Origin of the sequence: Geomonas terrae (genome assembly GCF_004791675.1) — a bacterium.
Lineage (GTDB): Bacteria > Desulfobacterota > Desulfuromonadia > Geobacterales > Geobacteraceae > Geomonas > Geomonas edaphica.
Map to the genome: position 1 here is coordinate 803,922 of NZ_SRSC01000003.1, position 21,119 is coordinate 825,040.

Annotated in this window: 12 protein-coding genes; 7 read left to right on the plus strand and 5 right to left on the minus strand. The window is 65.5% G+C overall.

What is annotated here, in order from left to right:
• Positions 1 to 14 precede the first annotated feature (14 nt).
• A complete protein-coding gene (locus E4633_RS15390) occupies positions 15 to 1,487 on the minus strand; it encodes a leucyl aminopeptidase (RefSeq protein WP_135871496.1) in 1,473 nt (490 codons plus the stop codon).
• A 268-nt stretch (positions 1,488 to 1,755) separates the two neighbouring features.
• Here E4633_RS15390 and E4633_RS15395 point away from each other — a divergent pair, with 268 nt between their 5' ends.
• Positions 1,756 to 3,735 carry a tetratricopeptide repeat protein gene (locus E4633_RS15395; RefSeq protein WP_135871498.1) on the plus strand — a complete coding sequence of 660 codons (1,980 nt, stop codon included), beginning with the start codon at positions 1,756 to 1,758 and terminating at the stop codon, positions 3,733 to 3,735.
• Positions 3,736 to 3,774: 39 nt separating this feature from the next.
• On the opposite strand, the gene E4633_RS15400 is transcribed toward E4633_RS15395, so the two are convergent.
• Positions 3,775 to 5,127 carry a class II 3-deoxy-7-phosphoheptulonate synthase gene (locus E4633_RS15400; protein WP_135871500.1) on the minus strand — a complete coding sequence of 451 codons (1,353 nt, stop codon included), beginning with the start codon at positions 5,125 to 5,127 and terminating at the stop codon, positions 3,775 to 3,777.
• A gap of 220 nt (positions 5,128 to 5,347) precedes the next feature.
• Here E4633_RS15400 and E4633_RS15405 point away from each other — a divergent pair, with 220 nt between their 5' ends.
• Positions 5,348 to 6,826, plus strand: a complete 1,479-nt coding sequence (locus E4633_RS15405; RefSeq protein ID WP_135871502.1) for a C13 family peptidase — start codon at positions 5,348 to 5,350, stop codon at positions 6,824 to 6,826.
• A gap of 38 nt (positions 6,827 to 6,864) precedes the next feature.
• Here the strand turns inward: E4633_RS15405 and E4633_RS15410 are convergent, their stop codons facing one another.
• Both E4633_RS15410 and E4633_RS15415 read right to left on the minus strand, forming a co-directional pair.
• Positions 6,865 to 8,247, minus strand: a complete 1,383-nt coding sequence (locus tag E4633_RS15410; RefSeq protein WP_135871504.1) for a TldD/PmbA family protein — start codon at positions 8,245 to 8,247, stop codon at positions 6,865 to 6,867.
• Positions 8,232 to 8,471 (minus strand): DUF4911 domain-containing protein, encoded by a 240-nt coding sequence (locus tag E4633_RS15415; protein WP_129126343.1) that lies wholly within the window; start codon positions 8,469 to 8,471, stop codon positions 8,232 to 8,234. Before E4633_RS15415 ends, E4633_RS15410 begins: the two co-directional genes overlap by 16 nt.
• Positions 8,472 to 8,685: 214 nt before the next feature.
• Between E4633_RS15415 and E4633_RS15420 the strand changes: the two genes are divergently transcribed.
• Genes E4633_RS15420 through E4633_RS15440 form a run of 5 tightly spaced genes read left to right on the plus strand, consistent with a single transcriptional unit; the run spans position 8,686 to position 19,724 of the window.
• Positions 8,686 to 9,897 carry a COG1361 family protein gene (locus E4633_RS15420; protein WP_246038167.1) on the plus strand — a complete coding sequence of 404 codons (1,212 nt, stop codon included), beginning with the start codon at positions 8,686 to 8,688 and terminating at the stop codon, positions 9,895 to 9,897.
• A 33-nt stretch (positions 9,898 to 9,930) separates the two neighbouring features.
• Positions 9,931 to 15,690 carry an OmpA family protein gene (locus tag E4633_RS15425; RefSeq protein WP_246038168.1) on the plus strand — a complete coding sequence of 1,920 codons (5,760 nt, stop codon included), beginning with the start codon at positions 9,931 to 9,933 and terminating at the stop codon, positions 15,688 to 15,690.
• Positions 15,687 to 16,925: a hypothetical protein gene (locus E4633_RS15430; RefSeq protein WP_135871508.1), complete on the plus strand. Its 1,239-nt coding sequence runs from the start codon at positions 15,687 to 15,689 to the stop codon at positions 16,923 to 16,925. Before E4633_RS15425 ends, E4633_RS15430 begins: the two co-directional genes overlap by 4 nt.
• Entirely contained in the window at positions 16,922 to 18,799 is a 1,878-nt protein-coding gene (locus tag E4633_RS15435; RefSeq protein ID WP_135871510.1) for a sensor histidine kinase, read from the plus strand. The genes E4633_RS15430 and E4633_RS15435 overlap by 4 nt, the downstream gene beginning before the upstream one ends.
• On the plus strand, positions 18,780 to 19,724 hold the full coding sequence (locus E4633_RS15440; RefSeq protein WP_135871512.1) for a GGDEF domain-containing response regulator: 945 nt from the start codon (positions 18,780 to 18,782) through the stop codon (positions 19,722 to 19,724). The genes E4633_RS15435 and E4633_RS15440 overlap by 20 nt, the downstream gene beginning before the upstream one ends.
• On the opposite strand, the gene E4633_RS15445 is transcribed toward E4633_RS15440, so the two are convergent.
• Positions 19,721 to 20,959 (minus strand): peptidase U32 family protein, encoded by a 1,239-nt coding sequence (locus E4633_RS15445; protein WP_342791908.1) that lies wholly within the window; start codon positions 20,957 to 20,959, stop codon positions 19,721 to 19,723. The two genes, E4633_RS15440 and E4633_RS15445, sit on opposite strands and share 4 nt — an antisense overlap.
• Between the last annotated feature and the right edge of the window lie 160 nt (positions 20,960 to 21,119).

A 21,119-nucleotide genomic window follows, 5' to 3' on the forward strand; every position in this document is an offset into this window, starting at 1 on the left:
CCCCATTGCTTTGCTTAGCGTGCTTGCAGAAACTCGATCAGGAGCCTTACGCCGACCCCGGTCGCACCCTTGGGGGCGTAGGGGCGGGGCTTGTCGTTCCAGGCGGTGCCGGCTATGTCCAGATGGGCCCAGCGGGTCTCCCCGACGAACTGCTTCAGGAACCACCCCGCCGTAATGCTCCCGCCGTCCCGGCTCCCGGCATTCTTCAGGTCGGCGATGTCGCTCTTCATGACTTCGCCATACTCCTCCCAAAGGGGAAGCGGCCATACCCTTTCTCCGCTTTCCTCGCCGGCACGCCTTAGGGAGTCGATTAGGCGCTGGTCGTTACCCATGAGCCCGCTCGCCTCGTGTCCCAGGGCGACCACGCAGGCACCGGTGAGCGTGGCGAGATCCACCATGGCGGCAGGCTTGAACTGTTGGGCGAAGTGGAGCGCGTCGCAAAGGATCAGGCGTCCCTCTGCGTCGGTGTTGGTGATTTCGATGGTGGTCCCGGAGAGGGAGGTGAGGACGTCGCCCGGCTTGAATGCGTTGCCATCGGGCATGTTCTCGGCGGTCGGGATGATACCGACCAGGTTCACGGGGAGCCTGAGCCGCGCGGCCGCCTCCATGGTCCCAAGTACCGCGGCGCTGCCTGCCATGTCGGTCTTCATCGCCTCCATTCCGGCGCCGGGCTTAATGGAAATCCCGCCGGAGTCGAAGGTGATCCCTTTGCCGACCAGCACCGTGGGACGCCCCTTGCCGCCGTGGTATTGCAGCACGATCAGGCGCGGCGCGATCGCCGCACCCTTGCCGACCCCGATGAGGGCGTTCATCCCCATCTGCTCCAGCTCGTCCTGCTCATAGATCCTGCACTCGAGCCCGTTTCGGTCGGCCAACTCCCTGGCGGTATCGGCAAGGTAGACGGGGGTCACCACGTTCCCCGGGTGGGAAACGAGGTCCCGCGCGAGCGCGACCGCCTCGCAGAGGATCTCGGCACGGCCGGCTGCCTGCCGCTGCTCATCCAACTCGGCTTCCGACGCTACCAGCACGGTCGCCGTGTCGAAACTGAAGCGCTGTTCTTTCTCCTTGGTCTTATAGAGATCAAAGCTGTAACTTCCCAACAGCATGCCGACGGCAACCGCCTCGATGCCGTCTGGAAGCTCCCCGGCACGATGCAGCGCGCTACCGAAAGAGGCGACACGCGCAGTCCGCAGCGCCTGAACCGCGTTCCCAGCGGCCTGGCGCAGGCGCTCCCTGCCAAGCTCCTTTTTCTTGCCCAAACCTACGAGCAGAAGCCGTTCGGCGGGGAACTTGCCCAGCGTGTGGATGAGGCGCGACGTCCCCTTCTTGCCGGAAAACTCGCGGCTCTCCGCAAGTCGCTGGAGCAGCCCCCCGAGCGCGGCATCAAGCTCAAGAAACAACTGGTCCTGCTCGTCCTCAAAACATCCGACGACCAGCGCCGGGGTCTCGTATTGCAACGGGTTAGCGACGGATACCTCAATTCTCATGTGATGACCTCATTTCTTGGAAAGTGGGCGCGATGATTTTAATGGGCACCTCGTGCTGAATTATAGCGTCTGAACTCCCGGCGTACACCAAAAACTTCCGCGACCGCACAAGCCGCCACGGCGACAGACGCCCCTGACTTCACAAGCGGTCCGCACGGCCTTAGTGAGGCCCGCCAATCTCCTCTCGCCGCGCATTTTCTTTGCAACTTGAGATGAAAAAGGTTAGACTCCGCCAACTTATGTTTAATGCGCATATGTAGAGGTGAATATGAAGCGGCAGAAGCTTGCCGGTGCGGCTGATCCCGCCCCCGAAACCCTTTACCACCGATTCCGCATCCCGGTGCACCTGTTGCTGATGATGCTCCTGGGCATCGCCGCCTACAGCAACACCCTGCATTCCCCGTTCGTCCTCGACGACATCCCCTCCATCATCGACAACGAGACCATCAGGGACCTCTCCCGTTTCCTGGGAGGCGAGGGGAGGGCATTCAATCCCCGCCGCGTCGTCGGATACTTCACCTTTGCCCTCAATTACCGGTGGGGGGGCCTTGATCCCTTCGGCTACCACCTCTTCAACATCGCCATCCACGTCCTTACCGCGTGGGTGCTCTACTTACTGCTGCGGGTGACCCTGCGGACCCCCTTCTTCGGGACCGGAAAAGTGCACCGGAGCCTGGAACTGCTGCCGCTTTTTGCCGCGCTTCTTTTCGTGGTCCACCCGGTACAGACGCAGGCGGTGACTTACATCGTGCAGCGGCTGGCCTCGCTGGTTACCCTTTTCTACCTGCTGACCCTGTTCTGCTACGCCCGGGGAAGGGTGCTCCTTACGCCGGGGGGGGGCGGGGTGACCGGGCAAAGAAAACCGCTGGTTTCCTTCATGTACTTCGCGGCGGCGCTTTTGTTCGCACTCCTCGCGGCACAGACCAAGGAGGTGGCGGCGACGCTGCCGCTGGCGCTGCTTCTCTATGACTTTTGTTTCTTCAAGCCGAGCCGGAAACGTAACCTCCTTCTCGGCGCCGGGGCGGCACTTTTCGTTCTCGCTGCGGCTATCGTCGTGCTGAAGGCCGGAAAGCCTCTCGGTGAGCTTCTCTCGGACGTGAACGAGCTCAGCCGCGAGACGGTCAACATCTTGCGCGGCGATTACCTGATCACCCAGTTCAGCGTCATCGCGACCTACCTGCGTCTGCTGGTCCTGCCGGTAAACCAGAACCTCGATTACGACTACCCGGTGTACCACTCACTGTTCGCGCCTCAGGTGTTCTTCTCATTCCTGCTGTTGGTAGGGCTCTTCGCGGTCGCCATGGTGCAGCTGCGCTCCTCCTCCGTTTCCGGCTTCGGAAAAGGAGATGAGTTGGACGAAGACCGGCAGGTGAAGGGGGAACTGGGGAGGATGATCGCCTTCGGGATCCTCTGGTTTTTCGTGACCCTCTCCGTCGAATCGAGCGTCATCCCCATCGCGGACGTCATCTTTGAGCACCGCGTCTACCTTCCCGCAGCGGGCGCCTTCACCGCCCTTGTCGCCGCCATCCTGCTCGCATGCCACAACCTCCCGACGCGCGCCGTCTATGGGGGGACGGCGCTCCTGGTAGGTGTATTTGCCGTAGTTACCTGGCAGCGAAACACGGTGTGGGAGAGCCAGCTCAGTCTGTGGGGGGACGTGATAGTCAAGTCGCCGGAGAAGTCCAGGGCGAACAACCACTACGGCGTCGCCCTCTCCAAGGAGGGGCGTGTTCCGGAGGCGATGGAGTACCTCAAAAAGGCGCTGCAGATAAACCCGCGCAACCCGGTCGCGCTGTACAACCTGGGGAGGCTTCTCGACGAGACCGGGAACATCGACGCCGCGGTCAGCTGCTACGAGGCGGCCGTAACCCTGCAGCCCGATCTGGACGCCGCGTACAACAACCTCGCCGTCGACTGTCTGCTGAAGGGGGACGACAGGCGCGCCATCGATTATTACCAGGTCGTGCTGAAACGGAAGCCGAACTTTGCCGAAGCGCGCAACAACCTGGGCTTTGCGCTGCTTAGAAACGGGAAGGTGGACGAGGCGGTGGCCGAGTTCAAGACAGCCATCTCGGTGCACCCCGGTTACGCGAAGGCGTACAGCAACCTGGGCGAGGCGTACCTGGCAAAGGGAGAGCTGGATGCGGCGATTGCGCAGTTCCAGGAAGCGGTGCGGCTGAAACCTGAGGACGCCGTGGCGCAGGAAAACCTCGCGCGGGCGTTGCAGAAAAAAGGGGGAGGGCGCTAGGAGAGGGGGCCGTTCCCGTACCCCCTCCCCGGTATTGCGCTACTTGCAGGGGTGCAGCATCTCGGCGAGCTCGAAGGCGAGCTCGACACTCTGTTCCGCGTTCAGGCGCGGGTCGCAGTTGGTCTGGTAGTTCTGGTGCAGGTGCTTGTCGAGGAGCTGCCGGCTGCCGCCGGTACACTCGGTGACGTGGTCGCCGGTGAGCTCCAAGTGCACGCCCCCAGCCACGGTCCCTTCGGACTTGTGGATCTCCCAGAAGGTCTTGATCTCCCGGATAATGTCCTCGAACTTCCTAGACTTCTGCCCGAACTCGTTCTGGTAGGTGTTGCCGTGCATCGGGTCGCAGCTCCAGACCACCTTGTACCCCTCGCGCTGCATCTTGCGCAAAAGCTTCGGGAGGTAATCGGAAACCTTGTCCGCCCCGAAACGGGTGATCAGGGTGAGGCGCCCCGCCTCGTTCTCCGGGTTCAGCCGCTCCACGATCGCCTTGATGTTGTCGATGTCGTAGTTCGGGCCGATCTTCATGCCGAGCGGGTTTTTTACGCCGCGCAGGAACTCGACGTGCGCCCCATCTAACTGCCGGGTCCGGTCGCCGATCCAGAGCATGTGCCCGCTGCAGTCGTACCAGCCGCCGGTGGTTGAATCCATGCGGGTGAGCGCCTCCTCGTAATCGAGCAGGAGCGCCTCGTGCGAGGTGTACAGGGTGACCTGGTTCAACTGCGGGGTGTGCTGCGGGTCGAGGCCGATCGCGGTCATGAAGTTGATGGTCTTCCAGATCTGGCGCACCAGGTCCTCGTACTTCTGCCCGGCGGGAAGGGCATCGAGCGAGGCGCGGTGCCACGCCTGCACGCGGTCCAGGGCGGCGTAGCCCCCCAGGGTGAAGGAGCGGACCAGGTTCAAGGTCGCCGCAGCGCGGTAGTAGCCTTCCAGCATGCGGCGCGGGTCGGGTGTGCGCGCCTCCAGCGTCGCGTCCGGGAGGTTCACCATGTCGCCGCGGTAGCTTGGGAGCTCCACACCGTTCACGAGCTCCGTGTCGGAAGAGCGGGGCTTCGCGTACTGTCCCGCCATCCTCCCGATCTTGAGGACGCGCTTCTCCCCCGCGTAGGCGACAACGACCGCCATCTGCAGGATGACCTTCAGAAGCTCCCTTATGTCCGGCCCGGTGCAGCGCGAGAAGTCCTCGGCGCAGTCGCCGCACTGCAGCACGAACGCCTTTCCCTCGACCGCTTCGGCGAGCCCCGCCCGGAGGGTCTGGCACTCCCCGGCGAAAACCAGCGGCGGGAGCTGGGACAGCGTCTTCAGCGTGTCGTCCAGGGTCGCATCTCCCGGCCATACCGGCTGCTGCTTGGCGGGAAAGGAACGCCAGCTCGACTTGGACCATTTGTTGATCGTCATGGTGGAAACCTCGCTAAAGCTGTGGGAAGTGGGTTGCCCGGCGCGGTTATACGTACAGGCAGACGGCAATGGTAGCAGGATTGGAGCGATTGAAAAACAAAAAAGTTAATAAAATCAAGTAAAGCCAGCTTAAACACTCTTCCAAAGCTGTGGCTTCATGATATGATGCTCGACCATGCCCAATGAACCTGACATGCATAAGGCACCCGAAGCAGCGCCTATGACGGAAACGGACCGTCCCGACGCCCCGGCCGAGGATGCCGCGGCGACTGCCTGCGGGGCGGAGGATACCGGCCTCCCGCTGCAACGTCCTGAGCCTGCGCCGCGTCGTGCGCTTTTCGTGCAGCTCGGCCGTGACCTCCTCGACGGGGGGCGCGGCGTGCTCTTTCTGCGCAGCGGACTCGAGACGTTAAGCGCCCTACCTGCCAACCTGGTCATGCTGGTTTTGGCCGACTTAGCATGCAACTTGCTGGTCTCCTTCCTGCTCGTCGGGAGAAGCGGCAGTTTCTACTCGAACTCGCTGCCGTACTTCCTCTTTTACCTGCCGCTCTTTCTCTTCTTCGGGGTCGCCGCACAGCGGCTTCTCGCGCCCAGGTCTGCGGTTGTCCCCCTCGCGGCGGCGCTGGTTGCTTTCAGCATCCCGGTTGAGCTCTGCCACGGCGCACTCGAGTGGCTCGCGCAGTGGCGGCGCTTCGAAGTCCTCTCCGATTACCTCTCCGCGCCGCATTACTACCGCTTCTTCGGGTGGTGGGTTGCGGCGTCGCTCGTTTTTCTCCTGCGCCTTAAAGCACGCAGCTTTTCGCGCCGCGTCGGGATCGCTTTGCTGTTTCTCGCCCTTGTGGCGACCCCTTTGTGGTTTTTCCAGCGCGGCGACCTCTGGGCGAGCGGCGAGGGGGGCAACGAGAGCGGCGCGCTCACCATCGACGATGAGGTGCTGAGCGCCCAGCCGAGGCTTTTGGAGGGTGAGCTTTCCCGCTTGCGGCACGGCCGCCCCGGCGTCACTGACCTTTACTTCGTGGGCTTTGCCGGCGACGCGTCGCAGGACGTTTTCCTGAAGGAGCTGACCGTGGCCCGGCAGACCTTCGACGGCCGCTTCGGCACGGCCGGACGATCGGTGCTCCTGGTGAACAACCCGCAGAGCGCTACTGCGCTTCCCTTCGCCACGGTCGGGAACCTCGCGCGTGCCCTTGCGCGGGTCGGCGAGGTGATGAACCGCGACGAGGACGTCCTTTTCCTTTACCTCAGCTCGCACGGCTCGCGTGACCACGAGCTTGCCGTTGCCAACTCCCCCCTCGAGTTGAAGCAGGTCACCCCTGAGCTCCTGAAGCGGCTGCTCGTCAAATCCGGCATCCGTTACAAGGTGGTTGTCGTTTCCGCCTGCTTCTCGGGGGGCTTCGTCGAACCGCTCAAGGACGCGGAGAGCCTCGTCATCACCGCGTCGGACGCGACTCACGAGTCGTTTGGTTGCGGCTTCGGGGAGAACTTCACCTGGTTCGGTGAGGCCTTCGTAGGCCAAGCGCTGAAGGAGACCTTCAGCTTCACCAAGGCCTTCGAGAAAAGCCGGGAGACCATCGGGAAGTGGGAAGAGGATAGGGGGGAGACCCCGTCGAACCCGCAGATATGGATCGGCGACCGGGTCCTGCCGGTTCTGGAGAGGCTGCAAAAGGAACTCGAGCATAGAGGGGGCAGCTCGAGGTAGGAACGGTCGGAGCCTGCGCTCCGGCCGCGACGGCGGCGCTAGCGCGCGCCGCCGACGGTGATGGCCGGGATGAGGAGGGTGGGTTGCGCATCGGCGACCGGTACCCCCTGACCGTCCTTGCCGCAGGTGCCGATGCCGAAACCGAGGTCGCTCCCCACCATCGCGATCTGCCCGAGGACCTCCGGGCCGTTACCCGCCAGCGTCGCACCGCGCACCGGTTCCCCTATCACACCGTTTTCCACCAGGTAACCTTCCGACACCTCGAAGACGAAGTCGCCGTTCACCGTGTTCACCTGACCGCCCCCCATCCGTTTGACGAAGAGACCCTTGGATACGCTTTTCACTATGTCGGCCGGATCGCTTTTCCCCGGTGCGATGAGGGTGTTCGTCATGCGCACGATGGGGCGGCAGCGGTACGACTCGCGCCGCCCGTTGCCGGTGGAGGCGCATCCTTCCTTCATCGCCGAGAGCCGGTCGTAGAGATAACCCTTGAGCACCCCGTCTTCCACCAGGACGGTGCGCTGCGCCGGCGTCCCTTCGCCGTCGAAGCCGAAGGTGCCGCGCGCGTAGGGGATGGTGGCGTCATCGACCACGGTGATGAGCTCGGAGGCGACCTTTTGCCCCACGCGACCGCGGTAGACCGAGGTGCCCGCCTGCACGAGGTCCGCCTCGAGGCCGTGCCCGATCGCCTCGTGCACCATGGTCCCGCCCGCCTCGCTGGAAAGGACCACCGGCAGTCGTCCGGCGGGGGACTTCTGTGCGCCGAGCATCATCACGCTGCGCCCTGCCGCCGTGAGCGCGAGCTCCTCCGGCGACACGGCGTCGAAGAGCTCGAAGCCGCGGCCACCGCCTACCGGCTCGTATCCGGTCTGGGTCTCTTTACCGTCCTGGGCCACCACCTGCACCATGAAGACGGAGGCGCAGGCGTCGTCCTCGTGGAACTCACCGAGGGAGTTCACCGACTGGGTCTTCACCCGGGAGTCGCGGTACACCGCCAGCACCTGGCGGACGCGCGCATCGAAGCCCCGCGCGGCGACGTCGGCCCGGTTCACCAGCTCGACCTTGCGTGCGAGCTCAACCTGCTCCGGCGGCAGCAAAACTACCTGTCCCGGCGCGCGACGCGGCGCACAGAGGTTGAAATCGGGGGCGGGGAGCCCGGAACGGACACCGTGGCTCACCGTCTCGGCCAGCTGCAGGAGCGAGCGGTAGTCGAGCTGGTTCGTGTAGGCGTAGGCGGTGGAGAAGCCGGAGATGACCCTGATGCCGACGCCGCGATCCGCCGCGGCCAGCACGCGCTCCACCTTGCCGTCCTCGCAGGCGATATTTGTGTAGGCGCCGTCCTCGTAGTAGATGTCGGCGAACTCGCCACCGGCGGCGAGGGCACGTTTGAGAAGCGCCGCGCAGTCTATCCCTTCGAGCATGGCTCCCCCTCCTCGGTCACCTCGGTCACCGTGATCTCCCCGGCCAAGGCCCGCATCATCTCGTCCACCGTTTCGGCGAAACACACCGGGTAGTTGACACGGACGATGCCGCGCTTGCCGTCGACGGTGCTCATGGTGGTGAGCCCTTCGTGCGCCTCCAGGATGTACTTCATGTAGACGATGTCGCGGTTGGCCAACTGGTAGTAACGGCTTGCGGTTTCCATCTTTTCCCCCCTCGGACGCCTTCGCGTCCGGCCTTCGTTCATACCATCCGGACGCACAAAAGACAATTTTTCTTTCCCCGGTTGCCTCACGCCGATCCTCTGTTATTTTTTCATGGTTATGAAATTAATTGAAATTAATAAATATTACAGCGTCCGTAACCCTCTGATACGACTGCTTTCGTGGCTTCGTTACGTTCCCGTTATTCTGCTCTTCATGGGAAACGTGGCCGTCGCGGCGTACCAGCCCGACCTCATGGTCCGGCTCGCCAGCGAGTCCGATGCGTCGTACCTGGGGGGAGGCATCTACGAGGGGAGTGCTAGCCTGCAGTCGAGGTCGCAGGCCGCCTACTCTGGAATCCCGGCGCGTTTTACCGTGCTGCTCGTGAACGCGGGGGACCAGCCGGACCGCTTTCTCGTTACCGGGCCCGGCAGCGGCAGCGCCTTCAAGGTCAGCTACACCGACCCCGGCGGCGTTGACCGCGCCGCGGCCATCTCCGGCGCCGGCTACCTGACGCCGGAACTCCCTCCCGGAGGCTCAACCCTGCTCGTGGTCCAGGTGACCCCCGCACTCTTCACCCTGGGTGCCAGTTACCGCGTCCCACTCACCGCGGTATCCACCGGCGACGCGTTCGCCGTGGACCAGGTGAAGACCGAGACCGTCGCCTGCGGCCAGACCGCTGCGGTGACCGTTTCCGCCCCGCCGGATGGCGTGGGTGGTCCCGGCACCGTGGTGAACTACCCGTACACCGTCACTAACGTCGGCAATACGGTGAACAGCTTCGTCCTTGCCGTGAGCGGCGGGAGCGGGTGGAAAGGGGAGCTCTTCGCCGACGACGGAGCGGGAGGGAGCGTCGTCGGGGACGGGGTGCGCCAGCCCGGTGAAACGCGCATCTGTGCGACCACCGGGACCCTGGCGCCCGGTGCGTCCTTCCGTTTCTTTCTGGCGGTCACCGTCCCCGAGTCCGGCAGTGACGGGGCGCGCTGCGACCACCTCCTTGCCGCAACGGGCGAGGGGGCAAGCGGCAGCGACCAGGTGGGGACCCGTGCGGCCGCCCCGGTCGTAGGTCTTGCCGAAGCGGTGCGCAACATCACCAGGGGGGGCGTCTTCGAGGCGAGCGCCGAGGCGATTCCCGGCGACGAGATCCAGTACCGGATGGGGATCACCAACAGCGGCTCCGCCCCCGCAACGAAAGTGAACCTGGAAAGCCCGATCCCGGCGGGGCTTTCCGTCGCTGCCGACACCCTCTTCGTTTCGCTCTCCCCAGCGGGGGAGGGAACCCCATGCGCCGCCGCCGAGTGCGGCGTGGCCCGGATACAGGAAGGCGGCATCGTGGCCCAGCTCGGCCAGAGGGCGGGGGATGCGGCGGGAGGAAGCATCGCCCCCGGCAGGACGGTGTACATCTTTTTCAAGGCGCAGGTCCAATAGATGAATTAAATAATGCATTGATCGGGGATACCGATGAAGATCCCGACGTGGCGGTACATGGGAGGGGGGGCAATCCGGGCGTGCCTTGCGGGCTTGACGCTTATGCTCGCCCTGCCTTGCGTTTCTCTCGCGCTGACCCCGTCCGGCACGGTGATCACCCACGATTTCGGCACCCGCTATGCGGCACCGGTCTCCCGGCAGGCGCGCTCCAACCAGACTGTGATCACGGTGAAGGACCTGGCCGCACCGGACCTGGTACCCCCCCGAAACGCCACCACCCCGGCGGGCGTCCCCGTCGATTTTCTGCACACCCTCACCAACAAGGGGAATTTATCCGACAGCTTCCAGTTGAAGGCGACGCTCCAGGGGAGCTGGGGGGAGACGGTTTCCCTCCCTAAGCTGCGCTTCTACCTCCCCGACGGGGTGACCCCCGTTTCCGCCAATGCCGAAGGGGTCCAGGTGCTCGGCCCGGTTCCCGCCGGCGGCTCGGTGGACCTGGTGCTCAGGGTGACGCCGCCTGCCGGGAGCGAAGGGAAGGTCGCCGCCATCCTCGTTACCGCATCCTCGGTCGCGGTTTCCGCACGCTCGAGCAGTACGAACGACCAGCTGCAGGTCCCCTTTCCGGGGGGGCTCTCCTTCCTGAAGTCGGTGACCCCTGCGGGCGCCGTCCTTCCCGGGACGCTCCTTTCCTACCGGATCACGCTCGCCAACGCAGGGTCCGCGCCGTTGTCGGGCGTGCGCGTCATCGACCCGCTCGATCCGCTCCTCGATTACCAGGAGGGGAGCGCCCTTCTTCCCGCCGGCCTTTCCGGGACGGTGCGCTACGATGCCGCCAGCCGCTCGCTCATCTACGACGTCACCGAGCTTCCCGCCGGTTTCAGCGGAGCGCTCGCCTTCGACGCCGTGGTGCGTATGGACGCCCAGGGAAATGCCACCATCGTGAATACGGCCGGCGTCACCAGCAGCGTCAAACCCACGCCGACCCTCACCAACAGCACCTTCAACACGGTGCTCGCGCGCGCCCTGCTGGTCGCGAAAAAGGCGGGGAGCAGCGTAGCCGAGGCGGGAGACATCGTCGCCTACGCGGTGCGGGTGGAAAACGTCGGCGCGGCCGCCCTGGAGCACGTGACGGTGAGCGACCGGATCCCGAAGGGGTTCCGCTACCTGAAGGGGTCGAGCCACGTCGATGGTTTTTCCGTCGGCGATCCGGTCGGTGCTTCGCAGCAGCTCAGCTGGGACATCGGCTCGCTCGCCCCGGGAGCCGGGAAGACCCTGAACTACCGGCTCGTGCTCTCCGCCGAGGTGCCGGTGGGGACGAGCGTTAACTGGGCCCGTGCCTCCGGCGTGACCGCCGCCGGGAGCAGCAGCGTCTCACCCCCGGCGAGTACCGCAGTGAAGGTGCGCCCCTCAATCCTCGGGGACAAGGCGGTGATTCTGGGAAGGATCTTCAGGGACCATAACGGCAACGGCGTCCCCGATCCTGGCGAGCCGGGCGAGCCCCGGGTGCGCATCTACCTGGAGGACGGTTCCTTCGTTTGGAGCGACGCCGAAGGTAACTACAGTTTCACCGGCGTATCCGCCGGCGACCACGTGCTGAAGATCGACCGGAGCACCCTTGGGGCCGGGCTCAAGTCGGTGCCTTACAACACCGCCTTTGCCGGGGTGGGGTGGAGCCAGTTCGTGACGGTCCCCTTCGGCGGCCCGGCGCGGGGGGATTTTGCGCTGGTGCCGAGCGGCACTTCTGGCACTGCTGCTGGGGCTGCTGGGCCTGCTGGCCCTGCTGGCCCTGCTGGCCCTGCTGGGGCTGGGGCTGGGGCTGGCGTGGCTGGCGTGGCTGGCGTGGCTGGTGGGGCCGGTGGGGCTGGTGCAGCTCAGGCGCCCGGTCCGCCCGGTCCGCCCGGTCCGACTGGTCCGACTGGTCCGACTGGTCCGACCATGGCCACCCCCCTCGCCGCCAATGACCGGCGCGACTGGATCCTCGTCGGCCTCGGGACCGCCACTGTCGGCGCCAAGGCGACCAGCGGCAACCTCGACAACATCGGCAAGGACGACCGCTTCGACTCGGGCATCTTCCACGAGGAGCGCCTCGCCTTCTTTACCCGCGGCAAGCTCCTCGACAAATACCTCCTCACCGCCGCCTACGACTCGCACAAGGAGCGGCGCGACGGCGTCTTCCAGAGCATCGACCCGGAGAAGTACTACCCGGTCTACGGCGACGCCACCGACATCGGCTACGACGCGCAGTCGCGCGGCAAGCTCTACCTCAAACTCGAGTCGGGACGCTCCTACGTAATGGGCGGGGACTACCGCACCGACCTCTCGGAAAACGAGTTCTCCCGCTACGACCGCGCCCTGAACGGCGCGAAGTTCGAGGTGAACCGCAATCACCTCACCGTGAAGGGGTTCGAAAGCCGTACCGAGGAGACCATCATCCGCGACGACATCCCCGGTAACGGCACCTCCGGCCACTACCTCCTCTCCAAAAGGCCGGTCTTCGAAAACAGCGAGCGGGTGCGCATCGAGGTCCGCGACCGCTACCACTCCGAACGGGTCCTCTCCATCACCGAAAAGGTCCGATACGCCGACTACTCGATAGACTACTTGGCCGGCACCATCCTCTTCAAGGAGCCGGTCCCCTCGCTGGACCAGAACCTGAACCCGGTCTCCATCGTGGTCACCTACCAGGCCTCGGGGGGAGGCGAGAAGCGCTACGTCTACGGCGGCCGTGCCCTTCTTGATTCGGGGAATGGCTCTTACCTAGGGGGCACCGCGGTGGTCGAGGAGCACGCCCTGAAGGACACCACCCTCTTCGGACTCGACGCCGGGTGGCGCCTGGGTGAGTGGCTTTCCCTGAAAGGGGAGGGGGCGGTGAGCGAGAGCCTCGAGAAGGGAAGGGGGAGCGCCTGGAAGGCCGACCTCACCCTGCGACCCGTAGAGCCGCTTGCGCTTGCCTTTTATTACCGCAAGGTTGAAGCCGATTTCTTAAACCCATCCATGAGCGGTAACGAGACCGGGACCGAGAAGTTCGGCGGTCGCCTGGACTACCGCGCCGCGGTGAACACGCGCCTTTACGCGGAGAGCTTCGTGCAGCGCGATGAGCTGCGCGACCGCAGGCTCTTCGGCAACGAGATTGGCGCCTCGCGCAGGTTCTCCCTTCTGGACGCGGACGCGGGGGTGAAGCTCATCCGCGAGGACATCGACGGCAAGGAAGGCTCCTCCGACCTCGTCTGGGCCGGGATCAAGGCCCCCTTGAGCCCGAAGCTCGATGCGACACTCAGGCGCGAACAGCTCCTCTCCTCCTCGAGCATCGCCGAGTACCAGACGAAGACCTTCCTGAAACTCGACTACCGGCTGGACGAACGGACCCGCGCCTTTCTCACCGAGGAGTACCAGGAGGGCTCCCCCCTGGTGCGTAACGCCACCGTCTTCGGGCTCGACAGCACGCTCAACGACCGGATGCGCCTCACCACTGGCTACCGCCTCTCCAGCGGGGTCGCCGGGAGCACCGAGCAGGAAAACGTCGACCTGCACACAAAGCTCATGGAGAAGGAAGGCCTCAGCCTCGCCTCGCGCACCGGCTACCAGGTCGAGAACTCCCTCTCCGGGGAGCGCGGCCAGGCGATCCTCGGCCTGAACAGCCGCTACCGCCTGGCGCAGGGGCTCTTTGTCAACTCCACCTTCGAAAGGGTGCAGACGGTGCAGGGGAATAACGGCACCCGCACCGCCTTCACAGTGGCGGGCGAATACCTGCGCGCAAAGGACGTGAAGCTGACCGGCCGCTACGAGATCCGGACCGGCCCCGAGGAGACCGCTTCCCTGTACGGCGCCTATGCCGCCTTCAAGGTGAGCCCCGCGCTCACCCTGGTCGGCAAGGCCTCCCTCTGGGACCGCGACGCCGACACGGGGAACGACCTCGTCGTCGACAGCTATATAGGTGGCGCCTTCCGTCCCCCCGGTGGCAACCCGTGGCAGCTCCTCACCCTCCTGCGCTACAAGGTCGAGAAACGCGGCACCCTGAGCGGCGCCCCGGACAACCGGAGCCTCGTTCTCTCCGCCGAGCCCACCTATCGCCTGGTGAGCCGGTGGACCGCCCAGGGGAAATACGCCGGGAAACTGAGCTGGTCCGAGGGGACCGGAGGGCGGCTCGACACCTACACCGACCTCATCCTTGCCGGTCTCTCCTACGACCTCGCCGAGCGATGGGAACTCTCCGCCTACCTGAAGCTTTTGAACCAGTACGACGCCGGGATGCATTCCCTGGGCGCGGTCGGGAGCGCCGGTTACCGGGTCTACCGTAACGTGGTCCTCTCCGCGGGGTACAACTACGCGCGCCTGGACGACCGCGACCTGACCGGAGAGAGCTACCAGGGGCAGGGCCCATTCGTAGGGATCAAGGTGAAGTTCGACGAGGATATGTTCGAGAGTGCCGAGGCCCGCGTTACGCAGCTTCCGCCCCCGCCCCCGGCACCCGAACCGGTCGCGGTGCAACCGGCGCCGGTGCCCGAGCCGAAAATCGTTCCCGCCATGCTGGTCACCCTGGAGCGGATCGACGAGCCTCTTGCCGTTTCCGGGAGTGCGGAACTCTTCACCCTGCTCGTGAACGGCTCGCCGGCGCGCCTTCCCTCCACCGCAGTCACTCTCACCCGCGAGCGCCTCGCCTCGCTGGAACTAAAAGGTGGCAAGTTCGCCGTGCCGCTCGGGCTGTTGATGAGCGTGGAAGCGGCGGATGAGGTCGCCTCGTGGCACCTCGTCATGATGAACCGGGAAGGGGAGGTGCTGCGCGCCTTCACCGGGGTCGGCGCTCCGCCGCCGCGCGTTGCGTGGGACGGGGAGACCGATCGCAAGGAGGTGGTCGAAGGGGAGATCTACCAGGGACAGCTCCAGGTCACCTACCGGGACGGCTCCGTGTTCAGGACTGGCCGCGAGCTCTTCGGGGTGAACCGAAACGAGGCCGTGCTCCTCACCCTGGCCGGCGGCGCCTTCGTCTTCGACAAATGGGCGCTCACCCCCGAGGCGAAAAGGCTCTTAAGCGGTGCGGCGCGCGTGCTGCGGGAGCGCCCGCGCGAGAAGGTCATCGTGGAGGGACACACCGACGGCATCGGCAGCGTCCCCTATAACGTCGAACTCTCGCGCAAGCGGTGCGACTCGGCGGCGGATTACCTGGTCCGGGTGGAAGGGATCGATCCGCAGCGACTTTTAAGGCGCTGGTACGGCAAGTCGCGCCCGGTGGCCGACAACACGACCACCCCCGGCCGCAGGCTGAACCGCCGCGTCGAGCTGAAGGGGGATTTCCGGCAGGTGAAGGAAGTGGCACCGGACGACCGCTACCGCACCCGTCCCTTCGCGGTGATCAACGGGCGCGACCTCCCCGTGGACGGCTTCGGGCGCTTCGAGACCTCGCTCCCGGGTGCCACCGAGCGCCTGCAGATCGAGATGGGGGACGCCCAGGGGCGCTACCTCGCCACCGCGCTGCCGCTTCCGGCCCTGACTCTCGAATACCCTGCGGGTCCCGTTGTCATTCCTTTCGGGAGCTCCGCCTCCGGCGTGAGCGTCAGCCCGGACGGTGCGGTCGGGTGCCGCCTCTTGGGTGCCGTCGGCACCGGTGAGCGGCTCGAGGTGGACGGCGCCGCGGTCCCGGTGGATCAATCGGGCGGCTTCACCCTCGACCTGCCGGTACGAAGCGGCGACCGCGTCATGGGGGTCGTGCTCAGGAACGGGTCGGGGTGCTCGAAGCTTTTGAACCTGCGCCTGCGCTCCGCGAAGGAGACGCTGCGCGAGGAGGTGAAAAAGTGAGCACCGGTTCCCGTCTTCGCAAATGGGCAACGCTGGCCGCCGAGACCGGCGCGGCGCTTCTCCTCGTGCTCGCGCTCTTCTGGCTCTTCATGCTCCTTCTCTACGCCGTCTTCCCCTCCGGCACCCCCCTGCGCGAGCTGGTCGGGGACTCGGGGCGACCCGCGTCCCGGCAGGGTGGGGCGAAGAGCGCCGAGGCGGCCCTAACCACCCTGGTGCGGGACGTGCGCTGCCGGCCCGGCGATTCCGTGGCGTGGGGGGACGCCCGGGAAGGGATGCTCCTTTTCAACCACGACGCGGTGCAGACCTTCGACCGATCCGGGGCCACCATCTCCTTCACCCCCGGCGACTACCTCACTTTAGGAAGCAACTCCATGCTCGTCGTCACCCGCCTGAACGAGGGGGTGGGCGGCGCCGCGCGGGCTTATCGGGTGCACGTGGAAGGAGAGCTGCAGGGGTGCCTATCCGCCTCGAAGAAGGTGCGCATGGAGGTGGCGGCCGTGGGGCACCTGGCGCGGGTGCGGCCCGGTTCGTCCCGTTTCCGTTTTACCCCCTTGGGCGACGACGCCACGAGCCTAGTCGTCTACTCGGGACAGCTGCACGTGGAGGGAGAGGACGGCCCGGTGCGTGTTCCGGCGAACTACGGCATTACGCTGCGACGCGGCGTCGCGGCCGGTCCGGCGTCGCCGCTCCCTTCGCCCCCCGCGCTCAAAAACGACCAGCTCATATACCGGTTCCGGATGCTTCCCCCGAGGGTCCGCTTCAACTGGACCGGGGCGAGCGCCCTGTACCACTTCCAGCTCTCCAAGGAGCCCAGCTTCAAGAAGCCCGTCATGGACCTCAAGGTGACCGCACCCGAGGTGACCGCAGGCACCCTGGACGCGGGGAACTACTACTGGAGGGTGAGCCGTATCGAGGAGGGGCGCGAGGGTCGTTTCAGCAGGCCCGGGAACTGCCGCCTCCTGCAGGAGACCGAAGCGCCGCCGCTTGCCGTCGACTTCCCGCCGCAAAGCGCCACGGTCGGGGCCTTCCGCCTTACCGGAACTTCCCGCCCCGGCTCGCGCGTCTACGTGAATGGTGCGGATGCAGGCACCGCACCGACCGGCGCCTTCAGCCACGAACTCATGCTGAAAGCCGGGGTGAACCTGATTCGGGTCGAGGCGGTGGATGAGACCGGCAACGCGAGCTACGCCTCTCGGGTCGTGTACGGCAAACAGGCAGGGGAGGAGGTGAAATGAATACCAGACTGAAGTTCCCGCTCAGATTCAAGATCCTGCTCTCGCAGCTCCTCGTCGTCTCCGTGGTGCTGAGCCTGATCACCTTCACCATGGCGACACTGTTCCAAAAGGACAAGACCGCCTATATCCACGACCTGACCTCTACCATGGCGCTGCACAGCGCCGAGGAGGCGGGGACCCTGGTGACCGGGTACACCGAGAAGCTGAAGCTCTTCTCGCGCCTCATGGCGGACCGTGAGATGGGGGGGCGCGAGCAGGCGCTCAAGGGTCTCTTCGAGGAGTTCGGCGAGTTCGTCATGGTAACCCGCAGCGCCCCCGACGGCGACGAGGACGTCTACGACCAGGCGGCCCTCGATGCTGCCGGAGTGACCCGGGAGGATTTGCTGCGCGCCTTGGCGCCCTCTCCCGCGGACCGAAGCGCTACGGCGCGCAGGCCCGTCAAGGGAGGGGGAGGTGTTAACGCCGCTTCCCCCCGCGACTCCGGGATCGACCCGGTGACCGGAGGGGAGCCGGTCGTTGAGTTCGCCGCGGTCTCTCCTGCCTTTCAAGCCATGAAGGTGACCATCGCCGAACCTGCGGCAGATGGGGACGAGCCTGTGCTCACCTCCGCGGTGATCCGGCTCGATCGGCTGCAGCGCATCGCCACCCGCTCCAGGGTCTTCGACACCTTCGTCGTCGACGCCTCCGGCCGCTTCCTCGCCCACGCGGAGACAGGGCGCGTCGGGAGCGTTCCGGAAGGGGAGTGGTGGCCCTGGGTGAAAAAGGCGAGCCGCGTCTCCGGGCTTACCCGCGAGTATGAAAGCCGGGGCGCCGCCATCGTGGGAGGTTTCTCCCGCACCATGACCGGGGGGCTCACGGTAGGGGTGCAGATCAAGAAGAGCGCCGCCTTTCTCACCTCGCGCGCGCTGTTACTGGACCTCCTCGTCCTCTCCCTGGTCCTGCTCGTGGGGGCCGCGGTTTTGAGCCAGTTCTGGTCGCACCATCTCACCCGTCCCATCGAAAAGCTTTCCGAGGCGACGCGCATGGTGGGGCAGGGGCGCTTCGAGGTGGAGGTGCCGGCCTCCTCCGGCGACGAGATCGGCGCGCTTGGCGACTCCTTCAACCGGATGGCGACCGAGCTCAAACAACGCGAGCAGGCGCTAAAGGAGCTTTACGGGCAGCTCGTGCAGTCGGAGAAGATGGCGGCCTTCGGTGCGCTTGGCGCCGGGATCGCCCACGAGGTGAAAAACCCGCTCGCCGGCATCCTCGGCATCACGCAGCTCTCGCTGCGCGGCGTGGAAAGCGGGCACCCGCTGGAGAAGAACCTGCACATCATCGAGAAGGAGACCAAGCGCTGCAAGACCATCATCGAGAACCTACTTAAGTTCGCGCGCCAGGAGCAGGTCGAGTTCTCCGCCGTGGACATCGCCCTCGTATTAAGCGACGCCCTCGCCATCGTGGACCACCAGTTGGGGATCAACAGCGTGAAGGTGGAAAAGGAGGTGGAGGAGGGGCTCCCCCTTTGCCGCGGGAATGCGAACCAACTGCAGCAGGTGCTCATGAACCTGATGATCAACGCGCAGCAGGCCATGGGGGGGGCGGCCGGCACCGTGCGCCTGAGTGCGAAACGCCTGGACGCGGGCGGGGTAGAGGTCCGGGTGGCCGACGACGGCCCTGGCATCCCGCCTAAGATCAGGGAAAAGATCTTCGATCCCTTCTTTACCACGAAGCCCGCCGGGCAGGGGACCGGTCTCGGGCTCTCGGTGAGTTACGGCATCGTGAAGGATCACGGCGGCGATATCCGCCTGGAAAGCGAGGAGGGGGTGGGCACGACCTTCATCATCACCCTTCCCGCGAGGTCAGAGGAGGACGGACATGCATCTGCTGGTTGTTGACGACGAGGAGACTCTGAGGAGCGTGGTGTCCCAGGTGCTGACCGCCGACGGCTTCAAGGTATCCGAGGCGGCGAGCGGCGAGGAGGCGCTGGAGGTGTTTCGGTCCGGCTCGCACCAGTTGGTGATCACCGACATCCGGATGGGGGGGATGAGCGGCATCGAGCTTTTAACCAGGATCAAGGAGCACAACCCGGACACCCAGGTGGTGATCATGACGAGCCACGCCTCGCTGGATTCCGCCATCACCGCGCTGCGCGCCGGTGCCTACGACTACCTGGTGAAGCCGTTCGAGAGCCTGGACCTCATCTCCGCGGTGGCGGGGCGCGCGGCGGAGAAGGCGCGCCTCGTGGCGCAGAACCGGGAGCTCCTGGAACAGTTGACCCACGCCAACGAGGAACTCCAGGAGGCGAACCGGGCCCTGAAGGAGATGGCGGTGCGCGACGGCCTCACCTCGCTCTACAACCACCGCTACTTCCAGGAGTCGCTGGCCCAGGAGGTGGCGCGCTCGAAACGCTACGACAAGCGCTGCTCCCTCATCTTCTTCGACGTCGATCACTTCAAGCATTACAACGACACCCACGGCCACCCCGAGGGGGACCGCCTCCTGAAGGGGCTCGCCGGTCTGCTGACCGCGAACACGCGGGCGTGCGACCTGGCGGCGCGCTACGGCGGTGAGGAGTTCGTCCTTTTGCTTCCGGAGACCGGCAAGGAGCTTGCCTTGAACGTCGCGGAGGATCTGCGCAGCCGGGTGGCGGAGCACCCCTTCGCGGGGGGAGAGACCCAGCCGCTCGGGCGGGTGACGGTGAGCATCGGCGTCGCCGGGTTCCCCGAAGACGGCGCCGATGCGGCGGCGCTCTTGTCTTGCGCCGATCAGCTTTTGTACCGGGCCAAGAACGAAGGGCGCAACAGGGTGGTGGGAGGCTAGTCGATCTTCTCGCGCCGGATCAGGTCGAACTCCCCTGCGCCGGTCACCCCTTCGAGGACCACGCGCTGGTTCGCGTGCGCGACGCTGAGCGGCGTACCCTCTAGGTCCCGCATCCCGGTCAGGGTGAAGCGGCTGAAGCTCGCCCCCTGGCCGATCAGCTCGAGGACGTCCCCAACCTTCAGGCGGTTTCTCACCAGCACCTGCGTCCCTTCGGCGAGGCCCTCTTCGACGAGCGCCACGAACTCGTAGTTTCTCACGTAGCAGGAGAGGTACTCGTGGTCGACGTCGCGCGGCTTGCCGAAGAGAAAGCCGGTGGTGTAGCCGCGGTGGCTCACCTTGGCGAGTTCCTCGAGCCAGTGCGGCTCCAACCGGTAACCCTCCGGGTCCTCCCAGTAGCGGTCGAGCGCCTCCCGGTAGATCCGTATCACGCTCGCCGCGTAGTAGATCCCCTTCATGCGCCCCTCGATCTTCAGCGAGTGCACGCCGCTTTCCACGAGTGCCGGTAGGTGCTCGATCAGGCAGAGGTCCTTAGAGTTGAAGATGAAGGTGCCGCTTTCGTCCTCGTGGATCGGGAAGTACTCGCCCGGGCGGGTCTCCTCGACGATGGAATAGTTCCAGCGGCAGGGCTGGGTGCATTCCCCCTTGTTGGCGTCGCGCCCGGTCATGGCGCTCGAAAGGAGGCAACGCCCCGAGTAGGATATGCACATGGCGCCGTGGACGAAGACCTCGAGCTCGATGTCGCAGCGTCGCGCCGTCTCGGCGATCTCCTCGAGGGACATCTCGCGGGCGAGGTTCACACGGGTCACCCCCTGGGACTGCCAGAAGCGCGCGGAGCGCCAGTTGGTCGTATTGGCCTGGGTGGATAGATGGATGTCGCGTCCAGGGTGGCGCTCGGCGATGAGCGCCACGACGCCGGGGTCGGCGGCGATGAAGGCGTCAAAGGGGATGTGGGCGACCTCGTCTAGGTAGTGCTCGAGCTCCGGCAGATCGGCGTTGTCGGCGAAGGCGTTCACGGTGAGGTACACCTTGACGCCGTGCGCGTGCGCGTAGGCCACCCCCGCCTCGAGCTCCTCCCCGGTGAAGTTCCCCGCGAGGTTTCTGAGACCAAAGGCCTTTCCTCCGAGGTACACCGCGTCCGCACCGTAGCGGATCGCCACCTTCAGCTTCTCCATGTTCCCCGCCGGAGCGAGGAGCTCGGGCTTCATCCTCCCGCCCGCCGTCCTGCCGCCTTGCATCTTCTCCTGCAACGTCGTCTTACCCTGTTCTTCTTGCGTCACCTTCACTCCCTTGACCGTACGTGCCTGTGGATCTGTGAGGCTGCCGGCCCTGGCGCCGGTCCTGCACCGGGACAACGTAGCATAGAGCGCGGCGATAATGAACCCCCCAAAAGGTCTT

Bases quoted from the DNA above. Each gene is read 5' to 3' on its own strand.
- E4633_RS15425 (WP_246038168.1), top strand. From the start codon at position 9,931: ATGAAGATCCCGACGTGGCGGTACATGGGAGGGGGGGCAATCCGGGCG.
- E4633_RS15440 (WP_135871512.1), top strand. From the start codon at position 18,780: ATGCATCTGCTGGTTGTTGACGACGAGGAGACTCTGAGGAGCGTGGTG.
- E4633_RS15390 (WP_135871496.1), bottom strand. From the start codon at position 1,487: ATGAGAATTGAGGTATCCGTCGCTAACCCGTTGCAATACGAGACCCCG.
- E4633_RS15410 (WP_135871504.1), bottom strand. From the start codon at position 8,247: ATGCTCGAAGGGATAGACTGCGCGGCGCTTCTCAAACGTGCCCTCGCC.
- E4633_RS15405 (WP_135871502.1), top strand. From the start codon at position 5,348: ATGACGGAAACGGACCGTCCCGACGCCCCGGCCGAGGATGCCGCGGCG.
- E4633_RS15445 (WP_342791908.1), bottom strand. From the start codon at position 20,959: ATGCAAGGCGGCAGGACGGCGGGCGGGAGGATGAAGCCCGAGCTCCTC.
- E4633_RS15435 (WP_135871510.1), top strand. From the start codon at position 16,922: ATGAATACCAGACTGAAGTTCCCGCTCAGATTCAAGATCCTGCTCTCG.
- E4633_RS15395 (WP_135871498.1), top strand. From the start codon at position 1,756: ATGAAGCGGCAGAAGCTTGCCGGTGCGGCTGATCCCGCCCCCGAAACC.
- E4633_RS15420 (WP_246038167.1), top strand. From the start codon at position 8,686: ATGGGAAACGTGGCCGTCGCGGCGTACCAGCCCGACCTCATGGTCCGG.
- E4633_RS15400 (WP_135871500.1), bottom strand. From the start codon at position 5,127: ATGACGATCAACAAATGGTCCAAGTCGAGCTGGCGTTCCTTTCCCGCC.
- E4633_RS15415 (WP_129126343.1), bottom strand. From the start codon at position 8,471: ATGGAAACCGCAAGCCGTTACTACCAGTTGGCCAACCGCGACATCGTC.